This window comes from Litoribacillus peritrichatus (genome assembly GCF_039537985.1).
Taxonomy (GTDB): Bacteria; Pseudomonadota; Gammaproteobacteria; order Pseudomonadales; family Litoribrevibacteraceae; genus Litoribacillus; species Litoribacillus peritrichatus.
In genome coordinates this window covers 1,543,535-1,568,568 of sequence record NZ_BAABBN010000004.1, presented here as the reverse complement: position 1 = coordinate 1,568,568, position 25,034 = coordinate 1,543,535, and the positions used below count along the sequence as shown (strand labels likewise).

Genomic DNA, 25,034 nt, shown 5'->3' with positions numbered 1-25,034 from the left:
AAGGCGGTTTATGTGTTGCCTGAATCAAATGCTTTGTTTTTTGTAGGCTTCGTAGCGAGAAGCGACGCGTTTTAAGTAATCCTTGGTTTCATTGTGCGGTAAGTTTCTTAGCAGGTGGTTGTAAACCTGAAATGGTGTCATTGCGTTGATTTTTGAAGCCGCTTTGGTTACTGAAGTTTTGCCGGTAAAGGCTCTCGCTACATTACCCGCGCCCGTATTGTAGGCCGCAATGGTGCAGTACAGTCTGGATTCCGGATTTTTAATTTTTCTCAGATAGCGTTTGTCTAATATATGAAGATAGGCGGTGCCGACATTAATGTTCTTGTTTGGTGTGTACAGGTAGTGCGAACTTAACATCTTTGAGTTGCCATAGATGAGCGCAGAGGCATCCTGACCTGCGGATCTAGGCACAATCTGCATTAATCCGTACGCAGGGATATGCGAACGAGCCATAGGGTTAAAGCTGCTTTCGGTGTGAATTACTGCCAAAACCAGTGCGGAATCTATTTTCCATTTCTCAGAAGAGTTTTTTACTGGCGTTTTATAGCGACCTGCTTTACTGGACACCGCGACCTTAGGCATAGGTATCGTGACAACTATTCGTTGTTTGTCTTTTGCTGTTGGCTTGCTGGCTGGTTTGGTTGCGGTTGGTTGGCTTATGATTGGTTGAGTGATGATTGGTTTGGGCGCCGGTTTTTTAATGATCTTTGCGGTCTGAATGATGGTTCGGATTTCTTCTTTGGCTTGCGTCGACCCTGCAGGGTTCTCAGTCAGGGTGATGACTGGTTTTAAGTCAGGCTCTGTCAGAGGAGGGAGGTTAGGCTTTAAATTTTGGTTTTTTACGATTTCAGCAACGCGTTGGCTTATGGGGTCGGCTTTTTGCGCTGCGTCCACAGAAGTCTCGGACAATAACGCTAGTTGCTTTTCAATGTCTTTGTTGATCTGGTCGTTCGAGATGTTTTTATCAGCAATCATGGTTATGCGAATTTCTTCTTTTTTGAAATCCACTTCTTGCCGCGTGGTTAAATCTTCTGTGTGAGTGACCCAGTTGGTTTTGCCACTGATGGTGACGTCCTTGCCCCATACGGTTGCCAACTCGGCTTTGTATTGCTTAAAGGCTTGTTTGTTGGCTTTGACGTAAGCTTTGAATTCGTCCGTTTGCTCCGCTTTGTATTGCTTAGCTTCAGAGAGGTGTTGCTGCTTGAATTGTTCGAACTCTGAAAGGGCATGAATCTGAGGTGAACATAAAATACTCAGTGTTGTCAGTGCAGTCAGAAGTCGTTTGCTCATGCGGTCAGTCCCTCGGTGTTTTATGTCCTTTGTTAATCTCATAGCTTAGCGATTAAATCAGACATTGTCTTTCGCTTTAAAAGTTCAGCTCCCAAGCTTGTACCCTAACTAGGATACAAGCTCGGAGCATCGGTTTGTTTGCCTTTGTGAGAACTGATAAATACGGCGAGTTTATCTCTCAGGGTCTTTCGGTCATCCGCGCTGAATTGTTTGCCGGTGTCCGGGGAATAGCAGCTGGCTCGGAATTTATTGATTAGGTTGGTCAGCTCGTCGGTTAAATCCAGGGAGGTCAAGCCCGCTGCCTGTAATTCACGTTCAATAATACGATGGCAAGCGATGAAGTCCTTCGGCAGTTCTTCTTTCCAGTTGAAGTGTGCCGTTGTTTCTTCTTTAGTTTCAGTTTCTTGTTCTGCTCGGTCCTTTCGCTGATAAAGGGCCGCAATGAAGAACATCTGAAGAATGACCATAATAACCAGTATTACCAGTAGAACAATAATCCAAACTGGAGTGCTGGACTCAGTTACAGGTACAGGGGTTGTGCTAGGCGCTTGTTGTGATTCTGGCGTCGTAGCTTCAAGGGGAGGTTGTTGTACAGGCGGTGGCGTGGGTAATCCTGTGCCTGGGGCACCCATAATTTTGATCGTACGTGGAGGCAAGGAGGTATGCTCCACCTGGCCGGTCGTTGTGTTGAACCAGGTGATTCTGAGTTCTGGAAGCTTCAGTGTGCCAGGCGCCTTGGTTATGAGCGCAATGTTGTCCATTCGGACGCCGGTTACGCCATCCTGATTCAGCTGATTATTCAACTCTGGCGTATCGGAATAAATACTGACCAGTGGTGAATTGATTTCCGGATAATCAGGAATGACAGCGGCTTCCTGGCCGTGTACTGAGGCAATCAGGTTTCGATTGATGGATTCGCCGACGGGCACTTCTACAACGTCATTCAGGTCATCAGATAAGTCCAGTCGGGTTGCCGGAATCCAGGTTGCTGAAGGGTAGTTTTTCGGGATGTCTTGGACATTAATGACTATGGGTTTTGCGGTTGCCCGAATGGCTTTCCCGTAGCGAGATCCGTAGCCCCGAGCGGGCATTTGTCCTTGAAATGAAAAGGTCGGCAGTTCTATTTTCCCCGGATTATCGGAAGAGAGTCTGTAGTTCAGTTCGGTAACCTGATAAGTTTGGTTGTTGCGTTTACTTTGATAACTCTTGTTATCGCCGATCTTTTCAATGCTTATTCCCATTTCCTGAAGTTCTTTGATGCCATTCAGTTCTGCATTGTAAAGCTTAACGGACTGATACAGTTTAACGTTCAATAGCAACTGGGCTTGTACCCAAGTGTCAGTTTGATCCAGTTCTACCTCAATGGCGATAGGGCCGCCTTCGTTAGGGTCATTGCTTTGTTTTACGTCCGCTTGGGTGACTTTGATTTGAATGGGTTGGCTGGTTTCACCTTCTACGGTAAGTGCCGGAATTTCAAAGATTCCGGTTTCTTTCGGTTCAAGCGTAACGGTTAAAGTGGTTTGTGCCGAAAAGTCGCCGTTGATGTATTGCATGTTGGTACTGCGTCGGTTATCTAGCACCCGGAAATCTTTTTCTAATGGGGATAAGTCAATGTTCATATTGAATGCACTGAAACTCCCGCTTACTTCCAGTTGAAGTGTTTCATTCTCAGGCAGGGTAGTTCGGTCCACTCGTGCTTCAAGAGCAAAGCCCATCGAGCTTGCGCAGAATAAAATCAAAGAGACAATTGTTATTAGAATGTTTTTAAACTGCATTACCACACCTGTGATTCGTTAGCGGGTTGATTTCTTTGATAGTGCTGAATACGGAACTTGTTCTCCAGTAGAAGAGATGGGTCCGTTTGGATTTTTCTCAATATTTGCTGGTATTTTTCTTCTTCAATTTGCTCTTGAGTCAACGGCTGGCTGTTTTGGAAATCCGCAACACCGTTGGCACTGTTGTCGGTTGGCTGATCTTGCTGTTCACCTTGTGCTGCTTGTGCTTGCTGTTGGCGCATTTCCTGTTCTGCTTGTTCCGCTTTATCCGCCGCTGCCTGAGCTTGTTCTTCTGTTAACTCAGCGTCGGATGCTTCGCCGGATTGACCTTGCTGTTCATCTTTAGATTGCTGGCTTTGCTCAGAGGTTTGATCATCCCCCTGAGACTGCTGGCTCTGATTATTTGCAGAATCTTGTTCCTGGTTTTGTTGAGCTTGTTGGTTTTGCTGGTCGTTATTTTGTTGCTGATTATCTTGTTGCTCATTATTTTGCTGATCGCTGTTTTGCTTGTCAGCGTTTTGTTGTTGGTCTGAGTTTTGGCCGTTGTCTTGTTCTTGGTTTTGATCGCCTTGCTGGCTATTCTGATCTTGGTTGTCTTGATTTTGATTTTCTTGTTTCAGCTTCTCAATCAGATCAATGTCTTTTTTTGCTTGATCAGTGATTTCTTGTAGACCTTCTTTTTCGGCTTTCTCAATGGCTTGCTGGTAAGAGTTCAATGCTTCGTCGAATTTCCCCTGACGAGCCTGAGCGTTGGCTAAATTGTATTGAGCCGCTGCAAGGTCCGATTGGGCGTAGGCTTGCTCTGCTTCTTCCCATTTATCCGCTTTGCCAAAGGCATTGCCTTTTCGGATCGGATCGCTAAACAGCTCGGCAGCCTCACCGTATCGTCCTTCGTTATAGGCTTGCTGAGCACGTTGTTGATCCGTTTGCCAAGCCTCTTCCCAACTGAAAGCGTATGAGTCCGTCGGTTGTAAGATGATAATCAGAGGCAGGAGCAACCAACCTCGGCGGAACGACAACAACATCAAAATCAAAACAGGTATGGCAAATAAGTAGCCGTAATCCTGGATGGAAGTAAGTTTGTCGTTGCTCTCTTGTTGGTTGCCTTCAGGCTGATAATTAAGGGCAGGTTTAATGTCACTATTGTTAACGGATAGCTTCTTATAAACCGCACCTGTTTTATTGGCGAGCTCTCTTGGCTGGTTGTCATTGAATTTTGCGATCACAATATTTTGATTTCGATCTTTCAGTAGTTTTTTATCGGGTAAATGAATAGGCGCCCCGGTTTCTGAGCCAACGCCAATGACGTAAGTCGGGTATTTTGAAATGTTCAGCGTTTTGGACAACTGCTTGTCTGAAATTTCATCGGTCATTAATAAAATGCGACTGTTGCTGGATGGGTAGGCATCCAATAATTTGTTGGCTTCTTCTATGGCGCGGTATAAGCGACTGCCCTTGGATGGGATCATCCATGGGTTCAGGGATTTGGCAAGGTGTTTAATGGTTTCAGCATCTTTGGTCAGGGGGACGACAACATGGGCGTCGCCGGAATAAACAACCAGTGCGGTGTGCCCCGTTGTTCGCTGATCAAGTAAATCCTGAATTTTAAATTGAGCGCGCTCAAGCCGGGAAGGTTTGATGTCCTCGGCGGTCATGGATAAAGACAAGTCCAAGACGATGACTAAGGTATCGTCGGATTGAATACTTTGTACTTCATCGCTCTGAAATGATGGCCCCGCCAATGCAATGACCAATAATGTTGCAATCAGTGTGGCAAGGGAGGGCATGATGTATTGATTACTCTGGCCTGAGGAGGGCGCAATCAGATTGTCCAGAAGTTCAGGGTCGATGTGTTGGTTCCATTGCTCCGAGGTAAGTTTACGTTTAATGAAAACCCCAAAGCTTAACAATATCGGCAGTAGCAGTAAGAGCCACCAAGGTCGGGCAAAAAAGAACAGGTCAAAGGTGGTATCCATCAGTTACCTCCTTTGTTGGTCGTTAAGTTCGCAGACGATTTTATTCTCATGACAAAATTTGAAAGATTAAAGAACTTTAATAGGTAAGCGGAAAGGTAAAGAAATAAAGAAAATGCTAATGGCCAATAAAACCATTCTTTTCTTGGGTGAATGAATTGATCATCTTGGTCAATCGGTTCCAGTTCGTTGATTCGCGTATAAATGGATTGCAGTTGTTCTGGGTTTTTGGCTCTGAAATAGAGGCCACCTGTTTTTTCGGCAATAGTTTTTAAGCTTTCTTCATCCAAATCTTTGGACGGATTAACTGTGTTATTAAAAAAACCAAGCAAGCCACTTTGAGTCATGCTGTCGGCACCAATGCCTATGGTGTATATCTTGATGCCATGTTTTGCTGCTAATTCAGCCGCAGGTATCGGTTCAATTTCACCTGCGGTGTTTTGACCGTCGGTTAATAAAATCATGATGCGGGCTTGCTCGGGTTGATCCCGTAGTACATCAGTAGATTTTATAATGGCATCACCAATGGCGGTGTTTGGGCCGGCCATTTCTACTTGAGCTTCCATTAACAGTTTGGAAACTGAGTCGAGATCCCGGGTGATTGGTGTGTGTATAAAAGCCGCATCGCCAAACACCACTAAGCCAATACGATCGCCTTTACGCTCTTGCAGGAATTCACGTACTACGACTTTCACCGTATTCAGTCGGTTCATGCGTTTTCTTTGGTACACCATGTCTTCAGTATCCATACTGCCGGATAAATCCACGGCCAAGAGTAGATCGTGCCCTTGTGTCGGTAGCGCTATGGGCTCACCGACCCATTGCGGACGAGCTAATGCGGTCACTAACAGGCACCAGCTTAAAGTCAGAAATATCAAGATAAGTTTGGTATTCGTTGTTTGGTTGTTCGAAGTGCTCACCATCTCTACCGTTTGTTGCCACTGGCTGGCGTTTGGCAGATAAATAGGAGTTTGTTTGGTTTCTGGGGCAGCAGGTACTTTTTTCCATACCAACCACGGCAGAGGTAAAAGTAAAAACATCAAAGGCCATGCAAATTCCATCAGCAAATCTCCTTAACCCAACCCTGACATACGGACATTAAATGCTCGCAGTCCGGTAAGTCCTTAATTTGGGCTTGATACAATGATTGACCAAACACTTGGCCGCTTCCTTTGGTGAAGTGATTACAGTTGCCGGTCTGATCGAGAAACTCCAGCCAGGCCTTCCCATTTAATGTGGCGACTGTCTCATGGCCGAACTTATCGAGCGCGATGGCCTTAAGTGCTTTGTTTAACTGATGAATGTATTGCGTTTGTTCTTCTTCTGTGGCGTTCGAATTTAAAATCATCACACTTGAAAACGCATTGTAATATCGGGTTCTGATTTTTTTACGCTTCAGATAATTACGAAACCAGAAAGCCAAAGAAACGATGGCCAATATGCTGGCGACCCCAACTCCCCACCAACCATAGGCAGGAGGCCAGACAAATGGGCCGTTTGGGCTGATTGGTTCCAATTGGAACGGTGTGCCTAAGTCTTTCAGCGGATTTGCCTGTTGTGATGGCGTTCCTTGTTGAAATTGTGGCGCAGGTAAAGTGTTTTGAAGCGGCGCAGCCCGTTGCTGCGGGTTGACCTGCTGGAACGTATTGGGTAGCTGTGCCGTTGTTTCGTCTGTTGGCAACGAATTGGCCTGTAACGCGATAGGCCAAAGCATTCCAAATATAAAAACATACTTGACGTAATTACATATCTTCATTTTTGTGTGAACTATTTTTTGTAATTGTGTTTTTTGCCCACGTTGAAAAGATCAACAGGGTCGTCTGTGGTCGAAACCGGAATCAGAGGGATGTTCCAGTTGTTGAGGTATTGAACCACTTGCTGTTTTCTCGTTTCGTATTGGTTTTCGATGGTTTGCTTTTGTTCTTTCGAGAGAATCACCGACATCACCCGGTCACCCAGACTGATTTGAGTCTGACCTGTGCAGGGCGGCGATATCTCCAGAGGGTCGTTCACCGCAAACAACGTAATCTGGGTATGGGCGGACAATTGTGCTAATGCTTTCAGTGCGGTGTCTGTGTATGCGAATAAGTCAGAAATCACATATAACCTGGAACCCGGCATGAGTAGGTATCGCAATTGATGGAGTTTTTCCGCAATTTCGCCAAAGTCTGCCGAGTCGTGATTGCTCAGAGCATGGTTCATTTCGGTCATTTGTTCAATAAATTGCAATAGCCGCGAGCGGTTCCTGGATAACTTGAATAAGCGAGATTCATTGTCCTTACCGAGAATTTCACCGCCGAAGCGGTCACCTTGTTTTAAACTGCTCCAGGCAATTAAAGAGGCAATGTTGGTGGCCTGCACGCTTTTAAACCGCACCTTGCTGCCAAAGAACATATAAGGGCTTTGATCGCAAAGTACGAACACCGGTTGTTCTTTTTCTTCCGCAAACACTTTTGTGTGGGTTTTGCCTGTTCTGGCTGTTACTCGCCAGTCAATGCTACGAATGTCGTCGCCAGGTTGATAATGGCGAGATTCCAGAAACTCCATGCCTCGGCCACGCTGGTTCGAATGGTGCGTACCAGAACTGCGGCTGAGGGCATAGGTGGACTTGGCCAGGTTGATTTTACTGCCTGCATTCGCTAACCCAAGTAAACACTGCTTATCGGTAAATGCTCCGGTCGCACTGTCTTTATGTAAGGTAGAACTGTGGTGCGAGTTAGAAAGATTCATGGTTATGCCACCGGCACGCTTTCTAGAATCTTGTCAATTACCTGATCTGCTGAGATGTGCTCTGCTTGCGCTGCGTAGCTCAGTAGCAAACGATGTCTGAATACGTCGTGAGCAACGTTCATAACGTCGTCAGGGGCAACAAAGTCCTGGCCGTTTAACCAGGCATAGGCTCTGGCAACCTGATCTAATGCAATGGTGGCACGAGGACTGACGCCAAACTCGATTAGGTTAGCTAATGAAGGAACGTATTTTTCGGGCTGTCGCGTCGCCATCGTGAGGTGAACAATATAATCCTCTACGGAATCTGACATGTGCATTTGTGAAATTTGTTTTCTGGCTTCAAAAATTGATGCTTTAGTCAGTAATGTGTCCGGTTTTGCAACGGAGGCTGTTTGCTCTCCACGAACCAAACGGAGAATCTGTTTTTCTTGTTCTGCGTTCGGGAAATCAACGTTGCAGTGAATCAGGAAACGGTCCAGCTGTGCTTCAGGCAGCGGGTAGGTTCCTTCCTGTTCAATCGGGTTTTGAGTGGCCATGACCATAAACAGGTCATCCAACTTGTATGTTTGGCTGCCGACACTGACTTGTTTCTCCGCCATGGCTTCCAGTAATGCGGCCTGAACTTTAGCCGGCGCACGGTTGATTTCGTCGGCCAATACCAGGTTATGGAAAATCGGGCCTTGTTGAAATTCAAAGGTGGACGTTTGGCTGCGATAGATTTCTGTGCCGGTGATATCGGAAGGTAATAGGTCTGGAGTGAACTGTACTCGCTGAAAATCACCTTCGATTAAATTCGAAAGAGTTTGAATGGCTTTTGTTTTTGCCAGACCCGGAGCACCTTCAACCAATAAGTGTCCGCCACAAATCAGGCAGACCAGCAGTCTGTTTACAAGTTTTTCCTGGCCTAAAATTTGGCTGCTTAAATAGGTTTGAGCGTTTTTGAAATCAGTCTGAGGCATAAAGTCGATTCTTTTAATTGTTCGATTATTAACGAATTCATTAATTTAACTGTGTGAAACCAGATACACAATACAAGACCTGAGTTTCTTTCGCATTAATGTAAGGTCTAAGACCAAATTTACAAGTGTAAGTTTCATAAGAATTTTTTTCTCGAAAATCGGAACATTTGGTCTAGTATTTAGAGATTGGATTTCTTGTTGATGGGTCCCTTATTTACGGAGCTGTACTTGTGGAAAGAAAACTGGATAAGTTTGCAGAATTAGTGAAAGAAAGATTACAAGGTAAGAAAGGTAAGGATGTAGAGGCATTTGGCCGTCATTGGATCAGTACTGCCCCCAGCGAAGACATAGAAGCACTGAAGGTTTCGGACTTATACGGTCTGGTGCTTGATACCTGGCAATTTATCCAGGATGCAGAATCCAACAACTTTAAAATCCGTGTGTTTAATCCGGATTACGAGCAAAACGCCTGGCAGTCCACGCACACCATTATTCAGGTGCTGGGAAAGAATATGCCGTTCATGATCGACTCCATGCGGATGGAGTTAAATCGTCGGCACATTACCATTCATTCTATTCATTACAGTCTGTTTTCTGCGGATCGTGATAAAAACTTTGAACTGCAGTCGTGGGAAATTCCTGAAAACGACAACATTGATAAAGAAGTGATCATCCATTTTGAGATTGACCGGCACAGTGCAGCTAAAGAGTTGACTTGCTTGCACGACACAGCGACTGCACTGTTAAAAGACATCAGCGTGTGTGTTCACGATTACCCTGTGATGCGGGAGAAAGTGAAAGCGCTGAACAGTGAACTGAAAGCCGCCGTCAAAGGCATTACCAAACAAGATCAAAAAGAAGTGATTGAGTTTTTGACCTGGCTGGACTCCAACCACTTTACTTATTTGGGCTACGACGAATTCACTTATGATGAAAAAAACCACTCGCTGAAACGTGCAAGGTCAAACCAGCTTGGTGTTCTGAAACATTATCGTCGGGACGAAGACGAAGTGGAATTCTGTCTTTCTGAAGGCTTGAAAGACGTCTATGGCAGTGATGTGCTGTTGTTTTTGAAGTCCGGGGTACGTTCGCACATTCATCGGCCAGCTTACCCGGACTACGTCATTGTAAAGCGGTTTGATAAGGCGGGAAATCTCACAGGCCTAGCGAGGATTCTGGGCGTCTATACTTCTGAGGTTTATACCGCAGAGCCATCTTCGATTCCGATTGTCCGGAATAAAGTAGAGAGCATATGTAATGACTTCATTGATAAAGGGAATATGCAAGAGCGCAATCAATTATTGCGAATTTTGGCTGTGTACCCGCGCGATGAACTGTTTCAGTCGAGTGTGAAAGAGCTGGGTGAAATTGCCATCGGTGTTCTCCAGATTCGGGAGCGCCGGAAAATTCGCCTATTTGTCCGGCAGGGACGATTTGGCATGTTTTCTAACTGCTTGTTGTACATGCCGAGAGATTTGTACTCCACCGACTTACGAGAACGAATTCAGCAGATCTTGGTGGAAGAACACAACGCCACGGACATTGAATTTACGACCTATTTCTCGGAATCTATTTTGGCCAGAACGCACTTCATTGTTCGTTTAGATTCCAGTAAACGTTCTAGCCCAGATCCGAAACAACTGGAAGAAAAGGTAATTCGGGCCACTTCGGACTGGGAGGACGACCTGGATCATGCCTTGATTGATCAGTTTGGCGAGGAGCGGGGCAGTGCATTGGCGTTACGTTTCGGAAATGCTTTCTCTGCCGGTTATCAATCGGATTTTCAGGCGAGAACGGCGGTTGCGGATATTGAGCATATTCGTGTGCTTGATAAGGGCAAGCCTTTGTCCATCAGCTTTTATCGCTCGCCGGAAGATGAAAATCATCAGTTGCGACTGAGGTTGTTTAAACGCAGTGATTCTTTGCCATTGTCGGATGTGATGCCTGTGCTTGAGCGAATGGGGTTGCACGTCTTGGGTGAACACCCCTATAAGATACACCCCAAAGATGAGGAAATCGTCTGGTTACATGACTTCAGGATGCGAACCAATGACGACTTTGATTTGGACGTAGCCAAAGTCCGGGAAAACTTCGAAGAGGTTTTATTCAAAGTTTGGGAGGGTGAGATCACCAGTGATTCATTCAATGAACTGGTGCTAAAGGCTGAGCTGAACAGTTTTCAGGTGAATATACTTCGCGCGTATTCTGCCTACATGAAGCAAATTCGGTTCGGTTTTTCTCAAAGCTACATCAGTGCCACATTATGTAATCACCAAGGCATTACTAAAAAGCTGATTCGTTTGTTTGATTTGCGTTTTAATCCGAAAAAACATAATCCGGATAAGTTTGAAGTTTTAAAAGAAGAAGTACTGAAAGAACTTGAGGATGTTTCAAACCTTAACGAAGACCGCATTCTACGGCGCTATATTGATTTGATCTCTGCAACCTTGCGGACCAATGCGTTTGTTGTAAATGCGGATGGCTTACCAAGACCTTATATTTCGCTGAAGTTTTTGCCAAAAGACATTCCGGACATGCCATTACCTCGGCCTATGTTTGAAATTTTTGTTTATTCGTCTCGCTTTGAGGGCGTTCACTTAAGGGGTGGACGCGTGGCTCGTGGAGGCTTGAGGTGGTCGGATCGTCCGGAAGATTACCGCACTGAAGTTTTAGGCTTGGTAAAAGCCCAGCAAGTCAAAAACGCGGTGATTGTGCCTGCGGGCGCGAAAGGCGGCTTTATCGCCCGTCGTTTAAATGCATCGATGAGCCGAGATGAATTTCAGGCGGAAGGGGTCGCATGTTATCAGCAGTTCATCAGTGGTTTATTGGATGTGACGGATAACCTGGTGGAAGGCGCGGTGGTTGCTCCTGAGCGGGTGATGCGTTGGGATGAAGACGACACCTATTTGGTAGTTGCGGCCGATAAAGGGACGGCTACCTTCTCCGATATTGCCAATGAGATTGCGATTAATTATGGCTTCTGGTTGGGAGACGCCTTTGCTTCCGGTGGCTCTGATGGATACGACCATAAAAAAATGGGCATCACTGCTCGTGGTGCCTGGGTTTCTGTTCAACGTCACTTCCGGGAGAAGGGCATTGATGTACAAAAGGACAGCATTTCAGTCGTCGGCATTGGTGATATGGGCGGAGACGTTTTTGGTAACGGCCTGTTACGTTCAAGAGCGCTCAAGTTGGTTGCGGCGTTTAACCACATGCACATCTTTATCGATCCAAATCCAGACCCGGAAAAAAGCTTTGAAGAGCGTGAGCGCATGTTCTATTTACCTCGCTCAACCTGGGAAGATTTTGACTCAAACCTGATTTCGCAAGGCGGTGGCGTTTACTCCAGGTCGGCCAAGTGGATCAAAATTACGTCAGAAATGAAGGCTATTTTCGACATTGAAGCGGATCGGCTCGCACCCAATGATTTGATTAAACACATTCTGAAAGCGCGGGTGGATTTGATCTGGAACGGTGGCATAGGTACTTACGTTAAGTCTACGGAAGAAACCGATGCGCAAGTGGGGGATCGGGCAAATGATTCGTTACGCATTAATGGCTGTGAATTGCGCACTAAAGTGATTGGCGAAGGCGGGAACTTAGGGTTTACCCAGCGAGGCAGAATTGAATTTGCTTTAACCGGTGGCGCCTGTTTTACAGACTCAATCGATAATGCCGGTGGGGTGGACTGCTCTGACCACGAGGTTAATATTAAGATATTGCTTCAACAGTTGATGGAGCAAGGTGAGCTGACGCTGAAGCAGCGTAACGACATGTTGGTTGAAATGACCGACGAAGTGGCCAGTTTGGTACTTAAGAATAATTACAGGCAGGCCACCTCTATTGCCAATGCTTCCAATCGCAATTTCACACGCATTAATGAGTACGCACGATTCATCAGTGAACTGGAAGACAGTGGCAGACTCAATCGGAGTCTGGAATTCCTGCCAAATAATGAAGTGCTGGATGAACGACGGAAGATTGAAGTGGGTCTGACCCGGCCGGAGCTTTCAGTGGTGATTTCGTACGCGAAAAATGAACTGAAAGATTCATTGTCAGAGGCCGACGGCTTTGATGATGATTACGTATTGCGTGAGGCTCTGCATGAATTTCCTGTGCGTTTGCAGGAGCGCTGTTACGATCAAATCATGTCTCTTGGGCTAAACCGGGAAATTGTAGCCACTCAGTTGGCCAATGAGATTGTGAACTTGATGGGTGATCTGTTTGTACACCGTATTCGCAAGTCTACCGGGATGCCGGACGGTCAAATTGCCAAAGCCTTTATTGTGGCAAGGGATGTGTTCCGTCTAAGAAATTGGTGGCAGGCCATTGATGATCTTGATCATAAAGTGCCGAGCGAACTGCAATTCAGTTGCCATGAAAGATTGATGCGATTGATTCGTAGAGCGACTCGGTGGTTTTTACGCAATACCAACCTGGATCAGCCTCTCGAAGATTTAGTTAAGATGTATCGTCCAGTGGTGGATACCTTGTATGATCATTTGGATGAACACTTATCAAACTCAGTCAGAGATGAATGGGTGTCTCAGAAACAGGAATATATCGAGGCCGGCATTCCAGAAAATGTTGCCCGGTTTATTTCAGGTACACCATCTTTGTACGGTTCATTGACCATTTGTGATGCCGCTCGTGAAACTAAAAATGATGTTGATACCACGGCCGGGCTGTTTTTCAGTTTGCGTCATAAATTGGGGCTTCACTGGTTTATCCAGCAAATTAATGGCTTGTCTGTGACGAACCATTGGCAAGGTCTGGCTCGTGAGGCGCTGATGGACGATCTCGATTGGCAGCAGAAAGCCTTGTTGGTTCATATAATGAACTGCGAAGTGGCCGAAGGAGAGGATCAACACGTCAGTATGTGTCTGGTTAATTGGTTCGATGAAAGCAGTCCGTTGGTGAAGCGTTGGCTGACGTTGCTGAACGAAGTTCGAAACACGGATCACCCTGAATTGGCTATGTTTACTGTTGCTATGCGTGAGTTGAGTAATCTAGCTCATGTGTAGTAATGTTTCGGTTTATGAAAAGATCAAGAAACATCATTGTCAGTTTGAATATACCAGCGGATGAATACCTCCGTGTTTATAGCGGGGTGGCCCGCACTGTCGTTACTCATAGTATTGATGGACGCTCGGTGCGGTTTCCTGCCAATATTTTACAGCCCTTTGTGACGCGCGAGGGTATTCGTGGTCGGTTTTGTATTTTCTTTACGGAAGAAGGCAAGTTCGACCGAATAGAGCGTGTATAAGGGTGACTCAAAAAAATCATCGTCTTTGAGTTTGAAAAACAAGCTCAAAGACGTGGTGACAACGCTCGAAAATAGTTAAACTAGCCTACCTCTTTGAAACGCCTTAAAAATCAGGATTAAAACTCATCATGTTATACCCAATTCTACGCTCCATGCTGTTTAAATTATCACCAGAAACGGCTCATGAGCTGACACTGGAAGGTTTGCAAGCACTAAGCCGTATCGGCGTTGCTGGTTTGTTAAATCAGAACGTGGCATACAGCCCTGTGGATGTGATGGGTATTGAATTTCCTAACCCGGTTGGCTTAGCAGCGGGACTGGATAAAAACGGTGAGTGTATCGACGGTTTGGCTGCACTGGGCTTCGGGTTCATTGAAATCGGTACCGTAACTCCGAGACCACAACCTGGTAACCCTAAGCCTCGTATGTTCCGTCTGCCGGAAGCCGAAGGCATCATCAACCGTATGGGCTTCAACAATAAAGGCGTTGATTTTCTGGTTGAACAGGTTAAAAAGGCCAAGTTCAAAGGCGTTCTGGGTATTAATATCGGTAAGAACTTTGATACCGCCGTGGAAGACGCCAATGAAGATTACGTGACTTGCTTGCGCAAAGTATATGATTACGCAACGTATGTGACGGTGAATATTTCTTCACCAAACACACCTGGCTTGCGTAATTTACAAATGGGTGATTCGTTGGAGTCCCTGATCAAAGCAGTAAAAGAAGAGCAAACTAAGCTGGCAGCAGAAAAGAATCGTTATGTTCCGATTGCGGTTAAGATCGCACCAGACATGGACGATGAAGCCATCGAGTGGGTCGCGAAAACGTTAGTAAAACATAAAATTGATGGCGTGATTGCAACGAATACCACCATTGCCCGTGAAAAGGTCGAAGGTTTGGAGTTTGGTGATGAACAGGGAGGTCTAAGTGGCGCCCCGGTGTTTGAATCATCAACACAAGTGACTGAAAAGCTTGCGAAAGCTCTGGACGGTAAATTGCCAATCATTGGTGTTGGCGGCATTAACAGCAAAGAAACAGCGGCCGCTAAAATTGAGGCCGGTGCAAGTTTGGTTCAGATCTACAGTGGTTTTGTATACGAAGGCCCCGCGCTTATCAAACAAGCCTTTGAAGGGGTAAATGAAGCTCGCCGCGCTATTGTGAAAGCTCAGGGTGAATAACAAAATTACCACGAGCGTCTTTATGTGATTCGCTTGGGTTAAATTCGTTAGAATAATCAAAAAAAGCCGTCCAATCTCATGATTGGACGGCTTTTTTTGGGCTTGCTATATCCGCTTCAGCTGTTTGGTATTTTAAATCAAATTCAGCAGAGCTTTGCATCCATAAGCAAAAATTGCCAAGGCTATTACGCCACCGAAATACAAAGCCATTGCATCCCGAAACGGGTGTTTTGGCTTAAATTTATCTGCGTGGCCGTCACTGGTTTCAGGGATGATTTGTTTCATAGTTTAATACCCATCCTTGATGCTGGTTTTACCACTGAAGGTTTTGTAGTTATATACGTTGTAAGCAATGATTATCGGAATAAAAATCAAAATGCCGACCAGGGTAAAATAGACCGATTTGTCAGGCGCTATGGCTTCCCAGATTGTGAGCCTTCCTGGAATGATGTATGGAAATATTCCTGCAACTAAACCGGCAAAGGCTGTGCTGAAAAGCCCCATCACATAAGCAAGCGGCTTTAAGCCCGGTTCTTTATTGTCATTCAGTAATGACCACAGCTTATACGCGAAATATACAGTTAAAATCGGCATTGGCGCCAGCCATAAACTGGTTGGCCAATCTAACCAGCGTTCTGCAATTTTAGGTTGTTCCAGCAGCATTTCCACGCTGACCATCGCCATAAAGAATAGCATCGCGACCAATAACACTTTTGCCAGCTCTTTCACTCGCTGTTGTAAGCCGTTTTCGGTTTTTCGGATCAACCAACAGGCCCCTAAAAGGGCATAGCCAACCACCAGGGCAATGCCCGTATGAATTGAAAACGGAGTTAACCATTGAACAGGGTCATCCATGGTTTTTGGTGACGACATGTCGCCAACCAACGCGCCTAATATTAAGCCCTGACAGAATGTTGCTAAGGTACAGCCAATGGCAAAACTGATGTCCCACCATTTACGGCTGCTGTCTGCTTTGAACCTGAACTCAAATGCCACACCCCGAAAGATCAACGCGATCAACATGAGTATGATGGGAATATACAGGTTTGATAACACATGAGCGTAGACAACCGGAAAAGCCACGAATAATACTACGCCACCGAAAACCAACCAAGTTTGGTTGCTATCCCAGAGGTGTGCAAGACTCTTCATGGCAATGCCTTTGTCTTCCGGGTTATTCAGAAGCGGAGAGATGATGCCTACCCCCAGAGAAAACCCATCCAGCAGAACATAAACAAGAATGCCGAAGCCTATCAGCAACAAATAAACCAATGCAATGTCCATTACTTTTCTCCTTTGCCAGCAAGGTGTGTTGTTTGGTTGTGGGTGTCTATGTAATCAGACATTTCTTGGGTGTAACCAACGTCTACTTGCGCCGGGTTCAGGGTGGCAGGTAAATCCTGTTCTACTTCTGCGAGTGAATGAATGTCCGCCGGTCCTTTTAATACCAACTTGCGCATGAAGTACAAATAAGTGAAGAACAGAATGCTGTACACCGTTACGAACAATGCAAGTGTGAAAGCAACTTGTTGCGCAGGCAGAGGAGAGACCACCTCAGTGGTTCGCACCAAACCTTGCACAAGCCAAGGTTGGCGGCCGACTTCTACCACGTACCAGCCCGCCAAGGTCGCAATGACGCCTGCAGGAATCATTAAGACAGAAAACTTCAATAGCGGCCTGAAGTCATATAAACGGTTCTTTTTACGTGCGATTAAACCGGCAATGCCGAGTAATAGCATTAATCCGCCTAACCCCAGCATGATTCGAAAAGAGAAGAACACAACAGAAACAGGAGGCCGATCTTTCGCAGAAACTTGGTCGAGACCAGCGATTTCGCCGTTTAAATCATGAGTGATGATCAAACTGGCGGCCTTGGGGATGGTTATTTCATAGTGGTTGGTTTCATTTTCCTGATCAGGAATGGCGAATAACCGCAAATCAGCTCCTTTTTCAGTTTTCCAAATGCCTTCCATTGCCGCCAGTTTTACTGGTTGGTGTTCTGCGACATTCAGACCGTGGAAATCGCCGACGATGATTTGTATAGGTGCCAGAATTAATACCGCTGTCATAGCCGTTGAAAAGCCTACTTTGGCAAACTCAATGTGTTTCTTTTTCAATAGGTAGTAAGCATGAATCCCGGCGATCAATAAAGACGCAGAGAGGCAAGTTGCAAGCAGCATGTGGGATAAACGATAAGGAAATGAAGGATTAAATATCACTTCTATCCAGCTGGTTGGATGGAAAACCCCATCAACGATCTCATAACCGGCGGGTGTGTGCATCCAGGAATTGGCTGCCAAAATCCAAAAAGAAGAAAATACGGTACCAATGGCCACAGTACAGGTAGCGATGAAATGTACTCTGGGTGAAACCCTGTTCCAGCCGAACAACATAATGCCTAAAAAACCGGCTTCAAGAAAAAAGGCGGTAAGCACTTCATAAGCAAGCAATGGAGCAAGAACCGGCCCGACAATTTCTGAAAACTCGCTGAAGTTTGTCCCGAACTCGTATGAAAGTACAACACCGGAGACTACCCCCATACCAAAGGTGACAGCGAAAGGTTTCATCCAGAATTTGACCTGCTGCAGGTAAACGGCTTTTTGGGTTTTTAGCCACATACCTTCCATAAAGGCAATATACAGAGACAGACCAATTGTGATGGTCGGAAACATAATGTGGTAACTCACGGTAAACGCAAATTGAATGCGAGAGAGGAAGCTTGAGTCGGGTAACGAGGTCAGAAACTCGAACATAGAGTAAGCCTTTAGGTATTTCACGAGCGCTGAAAAGTAAATTCACCGGGTTACGCCAGGTGGTTTCGCACTTCGTGGAGTGGTTTATATGGTTTTTAATTGATCCTAATCAAGCAAACTGACTGTTCCTTCATTTTGGGAACGGCTTGTGCTTAATCTGTTAGAGCAAGGGGAGTGCCAATATTATTTAAGAAAGCGTTAGCGCCGATAAACACTGGCTCATGAGGATTTATTTAATATTCAACGGGCGATTGCTGGTTAATAAAATACTCTCTGTGTAAACTATCTAGACGATTTATTGTGTGTGACTGTAAAGAAGGTTTACGGTTTGGATATTGAAATTCTGTTTACAACCAGCCTTTGGGCAACGGTACTGACGGCACTGGGTGTGGCGATTTGGCTATGGACCCGCCGCAAGGAAGATTCCAGCCTACCAGCCCTTGCAGGGTTTTGTTTGTCGATGGCCATTTGGTGTTTGGGTCATATTTTTGCCTTGGAGGAACAGCCGCAATTTGCAATTCCATTGCTGCTTGCCAATCCTCTGTTACCCACCTCATTTCTTCACTTTGTCATTGTCTGGCTTAAAGATTCGGGTGTGTCAGCATTCAATTTATACAAGCGAATACCCTGGTTTTATGGCCTGGCCATTCTGGTAACGGTTGCCAGTGTAATTACCGACGGAGGTTATTTGTCGCCTTGGTTGGCGTTTCCCAGTTTTTTTCATCTGGCTTTTTCCGGTTGGCTGAACCTCGGCTATACGGTAGCCGTGGGTATATTTGCTCATATTTTATTGTTGTACGGTTTCCAACGCAGTCAGGGCAATCAACGCCGCTCCATCGTGGCTATTTTTGCGGTAGGTGCCTGGGGCTTTTTATTGGCGACGAGTTTTATTTTTCCCTCCATTCCCAGTCGTTTCTTTCCTTACCCAATGTTAGCGCTGCCCAGTTATGCCGTGCTGGTTGTTTATTCGGTGGTTCGTTATCGGCTGGTTGAAGCGAATCGCATGGTCAGTCAGGCGTTACAGTGGTTCCTGGTGCTCGTCGCTTCAATGATACTAATGTGGTTGCTGTTAGTAGTGATTGAGCCGCTGGGTCTGGAAGAGTTATCGCATGTGCCGAATTTTCAGCTTTTGGTCTACTCCACGGTATTATTATTGGTGGCTTGGTTCTTATATGAGCCAGCCAAACGCATTTCAGAGCGGTTGGTTTATCCTGGTGCCAAGATTGAGGATGCAACGCTGAACAAATGGGTCAGTCAATTGAACCGAGTCACATCCTGGCAAGATCTGGCCACAACCGTAGAAACCATGTGGTATGACCGAAGTCATCACAAAGCCGGAGTTGCTATAGTGGATGCAGACGGTGAACCTCTGGTTGATTCCGGGAATAGCACGCAGTTTACCTGCGTTAAACGTTCTCAGTGGCACTGCTATTTAAATGGCTGGGAAGACATTGCGCCTGCTAAACATTATATGGCAGAAATTCTTGCCGCCTTGTTACCCAGTACTTGCGCTTCGTTAGAGCGTTCCATCCAGCTGGCGAAAGTAGAGGCTCAGGCCGAGCGCGCCAGAATTGAGCAAAGGCACTTGATTGAACTGGGTGGGCTAACTGCTGCGATTGCTCATGAATTAAGGAATCCGTTAAATATTATAAATATGGCATCCGCCCAAACTGAGCCTGTGATCAAATCTCATATTCAGAACCAGGTGGCACGAGCTGAGCTGTTGATCAGGGATACGCTCAGTTATGCAAGCACAATAGAGCTGCATAAAACAGAGATGGACTTGATGTTGCTGATCAACCAGGTGGTTGAACAGATTCAGTCTTTGTTTAACGTTAGCATTGTTGTCCAGGCACCAGAAACGCTGAAAGGTCACTATGATGGCCCTCGAATTCAGCAGGTCTTGATTAATATTTTGGAAAACTCGGCTGCCTTTATCAATCAGCAAGACGGAGGCCGGATTTTGTTAAGCGTAGAAAAAGAAGCGGGAACAAATACGTTAATCTTGACCATACATAATAATGGCCCTCAAATTCCAGAAGAGATGCAAGCCCATCTGTTTGAGCCTTTCATCAGTAAACGCAGTGGCGGCAGTGGCTTAGGTTTGTCCATAGTTCGTCGAATTGTGGATGCTTATCAGGGTGATATTCAGTATCGCGAAGATTTTGGTTGGCCAGTCTCATTTATTGTACATTTACCAGAGTAAATCTATGAATCAAGAGCATGTTTTTCCTGACAAAACCAAAGTGCTGCTAGTGGATGATGAAAGTGCATTCTGCGAACTTTGTGCACTCTGGTTGAAGCAGGCCGGATACGATGTCATTACTTGTGGTGACGGCCAACAAGCTCAATTGTTGTTTCATAAAACTAAAGAGGCGGGTGCTGGCTTCGATATTATTATTCATGACCTGGCGTTGCCGCCAACCTTTAAGCCTGAGGACGGGTTGGCGTTCATCAATCGCTATGAAAACGTTCCTGTGGTGGTTTTGACCGGCCACGATGAGCGCTCTCTTGCGTTAAAAGCTATGGAACTCGGCGCGGAAGACTTTATTGCAAAGCCCGTTGACCCTGACCTTCTTAAAGTGATTGTGCAACGAACGGTTGAAAAAAATCAATTGCGACAACAAGTGCAAACACTGGAGTCTGAGCTAAAAACCGGACAAGCAAAAGAAGACGATTTGGGATTGGTTGGTGTGAGCCAGAATGTTCAAAGCATTCGTGAGTTGGTCACCCGAATAGCGCCGACTCAGGTGCCGGTGTTTATCCAAGGCCCCAGCGGGACAGGTAAAGAAATCATAGCGAACGCCATTCATAAAATGGGTAATCGAGCTGACAACCCTTTCATTTCAGTGCACTGTGGTGCCATACCCGCAGAGCTTTTGGAAAGTGAATTGTTTGGCTATAAAAAAGGGGCGTTTACTGGCGCAGATTCAGACAGAAAAGGGTTATTGGCAATGGCCCACACCGGGACCCTGTTTCTTGATGAAATTGGTGAAATGCCTTTGGCTATGCAGGTAAAGTTGTTACGCGTCCTGCAAGAAGGGAGTTTTTATCCAGTTGGAAGCAGAGACTTAATGACGATTGATGTTCGCTTAGTGTCTGCTACCAATCGGGACTTACCGCTGGCTGTACAGCAAGGCGAGTTTCGGGATGATCTCTATTACCGCATTAAAGGCTTAACCGTTGGCACACAGAGCCTTGAAATGCGAAGAGAAGATATTGTTCCGTTACTTCGACATTTCTTAAAGCGTTATAACGAGAAAAATCAAACGAAATTGAGCTTATCCCCTGAAGTGCTCCAGTGGTTTAATCAAGCGGATTGGCCGGGCAATGTGCGCGAATTAAAAAATACCTTAGAAAGTGCAGCGGCGATTTGTCTCACGGATCAAGTGACCATGCAAGAGCTTGCGCTCATTCGAAATGATTTACTTGTGGAGGGTAAGTTACAGGTCGCTTCGGCTGAAGAATGGGTGGAATACCCACCTAAAGACATATTAGCCAAACCGATGGAGCAACAAGTCAGTGCACTTGAGATTAATCTGATTTGTGCTGCGATGGCTGTGAATGACAACAACAAGACACGCAGCGCTCAACAGCTTGGCATTACTCGCCAGGGGTTGATTAACAAAATCCATCGGTATGAATTGGATTTCTGACAGAGGCGTGGGCATCACTCTTGGTTTTGTTTACCAAGAGTGATTAATATCCATCCTTACCAAGGCAGCTGTTCACCGTTGGAGTGCCAGAAGCCGCCAGTGTTATTGATGTTCAGCTCTTCAATACGCTGAGCCAATCCGCTTGCAGCCTGTTCTGGTGAAATATCACCATTGAATCCTACCATTCGAGTTTGAACAAAGCCTGGGTGAAGCAAAGCAACGGCGATACCTTTGGGTTTTAAATCCATTGCCAGCGATTTACCAAATGCATTGAGTGCTGCTTTTGAAGCGCGGTAACCGTAGTAATTGCCGGAGGTGTTATCTTCAATCGACCCCATTCGACTGGTGATGTTGGCGATTTTGCTGCCGGATGTTAAATTCGGCAGTAATGCCTGAGTGATTCGCAAAGGCGCGTAGGCGTTAACCTCCATCTGTCGCTCGATGCTTTCAAAATCCAACTCACCGAGCGTTTCATTGCTGAACAGGCCTGCGTTGTTGATCAGGATATCGACTGAGGTATTACTTAATGCTGAAGCAAGCTGCCCGACGCTGCTAGGGCTGGTCACATCAATGTGCTCAATGACTTTGAAGGCAATTTGATTGAGCTCGTCGGAAGTCTCTCGACATACCCCGATGACGTTGTCACCTTGTTTGGCGTAATGACGCGCTAGTTCAAGGCCAATTCCCCGGTTTGCTCCGGTGATCAATACAGTTCTGGACATGGTTATTTCCCTATAAGGATGCGTTGGTGTGAATGATTTCCCCTCTATCAATATAGGCAAGCGAACGAACCTTCAAGGGTAATCGGCCTCTTTTCTGAATTTTGTGCCTGAGAGAGTTCTTTTTTAGGCCACTCTGATTAATTAAAAGTTTCAGAGACAAGTTGATTTGATGTTCAAATGTTTTGTTTATCTGTACATTTAATCGGTATGGAAACTATTAATGCTAAGGACAGTTGAAATGAAAGAACATATTGAAGAATTGAGGATTGTGGAAGCCTATCTCACGGACATGCTTGAAGCGGATCGCGATGGCGACTATGACGCTTTTATAAAACACTTCGATGATGACGATTTGGAAGGTTTTACTAAAAATACCTTTCTGGAGGACGTTGAATTAATGCGTGAAGACTTGGGCGCATATAAAGATCGGTCTTTTCTTGGTTCTCTGCAAGGGTTCAAAACTGACAGTCGATCAAATTGTTTAAGGTTCGTCTGGCGTGCTACCTATGAAAAAAATGAAGCATTGATTATCTTAGGCATACATGAAAAAGATGGTGTGTGGCTGGTTAATGAAAATGTGGTTTCCAAGTGAAATATTAATAGCCGTTGTTGCCTATACTTCGGTATAAACGACGGGTTATCGATACGTCGAACTTTGTGATAAGTGCATTTGGAATACGGGGCTGATACTATCGGTATCGCAGACAGTCAGAAGGTATGTAAAAATGAGCATTAAGCAAATACTGGAAAATGCCAAAAACTTAACGAACAATGAAAAAGCTATGTTGGCTCATTGCTTGATATCCTCACTTGATTCCGTTCAGGAAGACGGGGTAGAAGAAGCTTGGGGGACATTGGCAGAGAATCGATTTAAAGAACTTGATTCTGGTGAAGTTAGCGGTGTTTCCTGGGATCAAATAAAAAGTGAAATAAGGAACTGAAATTGCAAAACCTCATTTTTCACCCGGACGTGAAGGAAGAGATTAAAGTTTTTTATCAGTGGTATCAGAAGCAAGCGGAAGGTTTAGGTGAAGACTTTCTATCTGAACTTGATGCATCCTTCCATATTATCTCAGAGTATCCTGACTCGTGGCCCAACTTTCACATCGGCTTTAAACGCTATTTGCTCTCTAAGTTTCCTTTTTCTGTCATCTACCGGGAAAGAGGTGGCAAACTATACGTTGTTGCGGTGATGCATCACCGACGTAAACCAGGATACTGGTTTGGTCGATTGTAGTTCGTGTTGATACTTCAATAGACCATTATTTGAGTCACTTTAACTCATTTCTACTTTTTCATAGCTTGGCATTTTCAAAACGTAATAATTAGGGAAATAGCCTGAATGACAATGATGTCTTTGGTTCAGGCCTGAATTAAAGGGAAGTTATTTATGTATTTTTTCAGTTATATATGGCTGTTTTTGATTTTAATCAGTGGCAGCGCATACTCCGACGAGATAGAAGTTACAAACACGGTTGAGGTTGCAAACTCGACTTCGATAACCGCAGGCAGTCAGCCGAAAGAACGAGTCACCAACGATGTGGGCTATGAGTCCAGAATCATAGTTGAGACCATTGATAAGTTGGTTCAGGACGGTTTTCTGACCGAAGAAAATGCTCAGTACGCAAAAGAACAATATGTGACAGGAGCGTCTGAAACTTCTGAATCAGCGGGCAAAGGCATTACATGGTCTGGTTACTTTAGTTTGACGGGCGCGGTTAAGTTCTTAGCGGTTGCTTTCCTGTTGTTTGCATTTCGGGGAATCATCAGTAACTTGGTGGATACTTTTTTCAGAATTATTATGCTGGTTCCTACGGTCGTTTATCAGGGCTGCGCTTCGATTTTCGCCGGTGTTTTAACCTTCGCGCCTCAATGGATTTGGCCTTCGGAAGCGTTTTACTTGGCGCTGACAGGGAGTCTTCTGCAGTTACTCGTCATTGGGTGGGTTTTTGTAATTTATGAAAAATTTGGCGATGCACTCATAAAATTACTCTCGCTCGGGATGAAGCCCCATGTGATGGCGGGCGTTTATCTGGCGATTTATTTTAGTGTGCTGGCAATTATGTATCAATCCAGTACCTTTGGCGTATTCGCAGTAGCCTCTTTTGTGTTTGCTACAGGGTTCGTGATTTATCAGCTCGCCTACGGCGTAGCACTTGGTGTTGATGATGAAAGTTATCTGCCGATTGTTATTTATTCTAATTTTCTGGTGTTACTGATTTACGGATTAATTACGGTTACGGGAGTAACGGTTCCCTATATTGAGCATTTCGCTTTCGGAATAGAGTACGTCTGTTCTTTGGCGTTGTCTGTCTGTTTGCTCATTTCTGCCTTGCCTTGGTCTAAGGAAGATAAGGGTTTTAACGCGGCTTGTTTTCTAATGGTTCTCTCGTTTGCGTTGGCGCTGATAGGGGCCAAGTTATTCGAATTGACGACCATAAGTGCATTTATGAATACTTGTTTCACCTTATGGATATTGAGTTGGGTTGGTTACTGGGGGACAAAAGGCGGGTTCATTGTCTTTTCTTTGATTGCAAGCGTGAGTCTGTATGGTTTAGCTTTACTGCTTGAAAATCATGCCAATTATTTTGTTCTTGGATTATTTTAGAAGAATACCTAAAGCCTTGTTGACAATTAAACTATCCGCAATCAAGATAAACAGATGACCAAAATATCTCACCATCAGACTGCCATAATTATCATCATTCCATAGGAATGGTGGGTAATTTGAT

Annotated in this window: 20 protein-coding genes; 9 read left to right on the top strand and 11 right to left on the bottom strand. The window is 45.3% G+C overall.

Features of this window, described 5'->3' with window-relative positions:
* Positions 1-24: 24 nt before the first annotated feature.
* From ABD744_RS08345 to ABD744_RS08315, 7 genes are all read right to left on the bottom strand, one after another.
* Positions 25-1,290: a transglycosylase SLT domain-containing protein gene (locus ABD744_RS08345; protein WP_344797368.1), complete on the bottom strand. Its 1,266-nt coding sequence runs from the start codon at positions 1,288-1,290 to the stop codon at positions 25-27.
* A gap of 104 nt (positions 1,291-1,394) precedes the next feature.
* Positions 1,395-3,065: a BatD family protein gene (locus ABD744_RS08340; protein ID WP_344797366.1), complete on the bottom strand. Its 1,671-nt coding sequence runs from the start codon at positions 3,063-3,065 to the stop codon at positions 1,395-1,397.
* Entirely contained in the window at positions 3,065-5,041 is a 1,977-nt protein-coding gene (locus tag ABD744_RS08335; protein WP_344797364.1) for a vWA domain-containing protein, read from the bottom strand. The genes ABD744_RS08340 and ABD744_RS08335 overlap by 1 nt, the downstream gene beginning before the upstream one ends.
* A complete protein-coding gene (locus tag ABD744_RS08330; RefSeq protein WP_344797362.1) occupies positions 5,041-6,099 on the bottom strand; it encodes a vWA domain-containing protein in 1,059 nt (352 codons plus the stop codon). The genes ABD744_RS08335 and ABD744_RS08330 overlap by 1 nt, the downstream gene beginning before the upstream one ends.
* The gene (locus ABD744_RS08325; protein WP_344797360.1) at positions 6,099-6,752 is read right to left on the bottom strand and encodes a DUF4381 domain-containing protein; all 654 of its coding nucleotides are present in this window, start codon (positions 6,750-6,752) and stop codon (positions 6,099-6,101) included. Before ABD744_RS08325 ends, ABD744_RS08330 begins: the two co-directional genes overlap by 1 nt.
* A 53-nt stretch (positions 6,753-6,805) precedes the next feature.
* A complete protein-coding gene (locus tag ABD744_RS08320) occupies positions 6,806-7,768 on the bottom strand; it encodes a DUF58 domain-containing protein (protein ID WP_344797358.1) in 963 nt (320 codons plus the stop codon).
* A gap of 2 nt (positions 7,769-7,770) precedes the next feature.
* Entirely contained in the window at positions 7,771-8,727 is a 957-nt protein-coding gene (locus ABD744_RS08315; RefSeq protein WP_344797356.1) for an AAA family ATPase, read from the bottom strand.
* A gap of 230 nt (positions 8,728-8,957) precedes the next feature.
* Between ABD744_RS08315 and ABD744_RS08310 the strand changes: the two genes are divergently transcribed.
* The 3 genes from ABD744_RS08310 to ABD744_RS08300 all read left to right on the top strand — a co-directional run bounded on the left by ABD744_RS08310 (position 8,958) and on the right by ABD744_RS08300 (position 15,171).
* Complete coding sequence (locus ABD744_RS08310; RefSeq protein ID WP_344797354.1) at positions 8,958-13,751, top strand: NAD-glutamate dehydrogenase; 4,794 nt, start codon at positions 8,958-8,960, stop codon at positions 13,749-13,751.
* Positions 13,752-13,765: 14 nt separating this feature from the next.
* Positions 13,766-13,993 carry a DUF2835 domain-containing protein gene (locus tag ABD744_RS08305; RefSeq protein WP_344797352.1) on the top strand — a complete coding sequence of 76 codons (228 nt, stop codon included), beginning with the start codon at positions 13,766-13,768 and terminating at the stop codon, positions 13,991-13,993.
* Positions 13,994-14,121: 128 nt separating this feature from the next.
* Positions 14,122-15,171, top strand: a complete 1,050-nt coding sequence (locus ABD744_RS08300) for a quinone-dependent dihydroorotate dehydrogenase (protein ID WP_344797350.1) — start codon at positions 14,122-14,124, stop codon at positions 15,169-15,171.
* Positions 15,172-15,303: 132 nt separating this feature from the next.
* Here ABD744_RS08300 and ABD744_RS08295 read toward each other — a convergent pair whose 3' ends face one another.
* From ABD744_RS08295 to ABD744_RS08285, 3 genes are read right to left on the bottom strand one after another with little or no spacing between them, the layout of a single operon-like run.
* A complete protein-coding gene (locus tag ABD744_RS08295; protein WP_344797348.1) occupies positions 15,304-15,456 on the bottom strand; it encodes a hypothetical protein in 153 nt (50 codons plus the stop codon).
* A gap of 3 nt (positions 15,457-15,459) precedes the next feature.
* The gene (gene cydB / locus ABD744_RS08290; protein WP_344797346.1) at positions 15,460-16,455 is read right to left on the bottom strand and encodes a cytochrome d ubiquinol oxidase subunit II; all 996 of its coding nucleotides are present in this window, start codon (positions 16,453-16,455) and stop codon (positions 15,460-15,462) included.
* Entirely contained in the window at positions 16,455-17,924 is a 1,470-nt protein-coding gene (locus ABD744_RS08285; protein WP_344797344.1) for a cytochrome ubiquinol oxidase subunit I, read from the bottom strand. The genes cydB and ABD744_RS08285 overlap by 1 nt, the downstream gene beginning before the upstream one ends.
* A gap of 304 nt (positions 17,925-18,228) precedes the next feature.
* Here ABD744_RS08285 and ABD744_RS08280 point away from each other — a divergent pair, with 304 nt between their 5' ends.
* Together ABD744_RS08280 and ABD744_RS08275 are read left to right on the top strand one after the other, a co-directional pair.
* The gene (locus tag ABD744_RS08280) at positions 18,229-20,130 is read left to right on the top strand and encodes an ATP-binding protein (protein WP_344797342.1); all 1,902 of its coding nucleotides are present in this window, start codon (positions 18,229-18,231) and stop codon (positions 20,128-20,130) included.
* A 4-nt stretch (positions 20,131-20,134) separates the two neighbouring features.
* Complete coding sequence (locus ABD744_RS08275; protein ID WP_344797340.1) at positions 20,135-21,580, top strand: sigma-54-dependent transcriptional regulator; 1,446 nt, start codon at positions 20,135-20,137, stop codon at positions 21,578-21,580.
* Positions 21,581-21,636: 56 nt separating this feature from the next.
* Here ABD744_RS08275 and ABD744_RS08270 read toward each other — a convergent pair whose 3' ends face one another.
* Complete coding sequence (locus ABD744_RS08270) at positions 21,637-22,302, bottom strand: SDR family oxidoreductase (protein WP_344797338.1); 666 nt, start codon at positions 22,300-22,302, stop codon at positions 21,637-21,639.
* A gap of 238 nt (positions 22,303-22,540) precedes the next feature.
* Here ABD744_RS08270 and ABD744_RS08265 point away from each other — a divergent pair, with 238 nt between their 5' ends.
* The 4 genes from ABD744_RS08265 (at position 22,541) to ABD744_RS08250 (ending at position 24,910) form a co-directional block, all read left to right on the top strand.
* On the top strand, positions 22,541-22,894 hold the full coding sequence (locus ABD744_RS08265) for a hypothetical protein (RefSeq protein ID WP_344797336.1): 354 nt from the start codon (positions 22,541-22,543) through the stop codon (positions 22,892-22,894).
* Between the two features lie 133 nt (positions 22,895-23,027).
* Entirely contained in the window at positions 23,028-23,243 is a 216-nt protein-coding gene (locus ABD744_RS08260; RefSeq protein WP_344797334.1) for an addiction module protein, read from the top strand.
* A gap of 2 nt (positions 23,244-23,245) precedes the next feature.
* Positions 23,246-23,539 carry a type II toxin-antitoxin system RelE/ParE family toxin gene (locus ABD744_RS08255; RefSeq protein WP_344797332.1) on the top strand — a complete coding sequence of 98 codons (294 nt, stop codon included), beginning with the start codon at positions 23,246-23,248 and terminating at the stop codon, positions 23,537-23,539.
* 153 nt (positions 23,540-23,692) lie between these two features.
* Complete coding sequence (locus ABD744_RS08250; RefSeq protein WP_344797330.1) at positions 23,693-24,910, top strand: hypothetical protein; 1,218 nt, start codon at positions 23,693-23,695, stop codon at positions 24,908-24,910.
* The last annotated feature ends 124 nt before the right edge of the window (positions 24,911-25,034 follow it).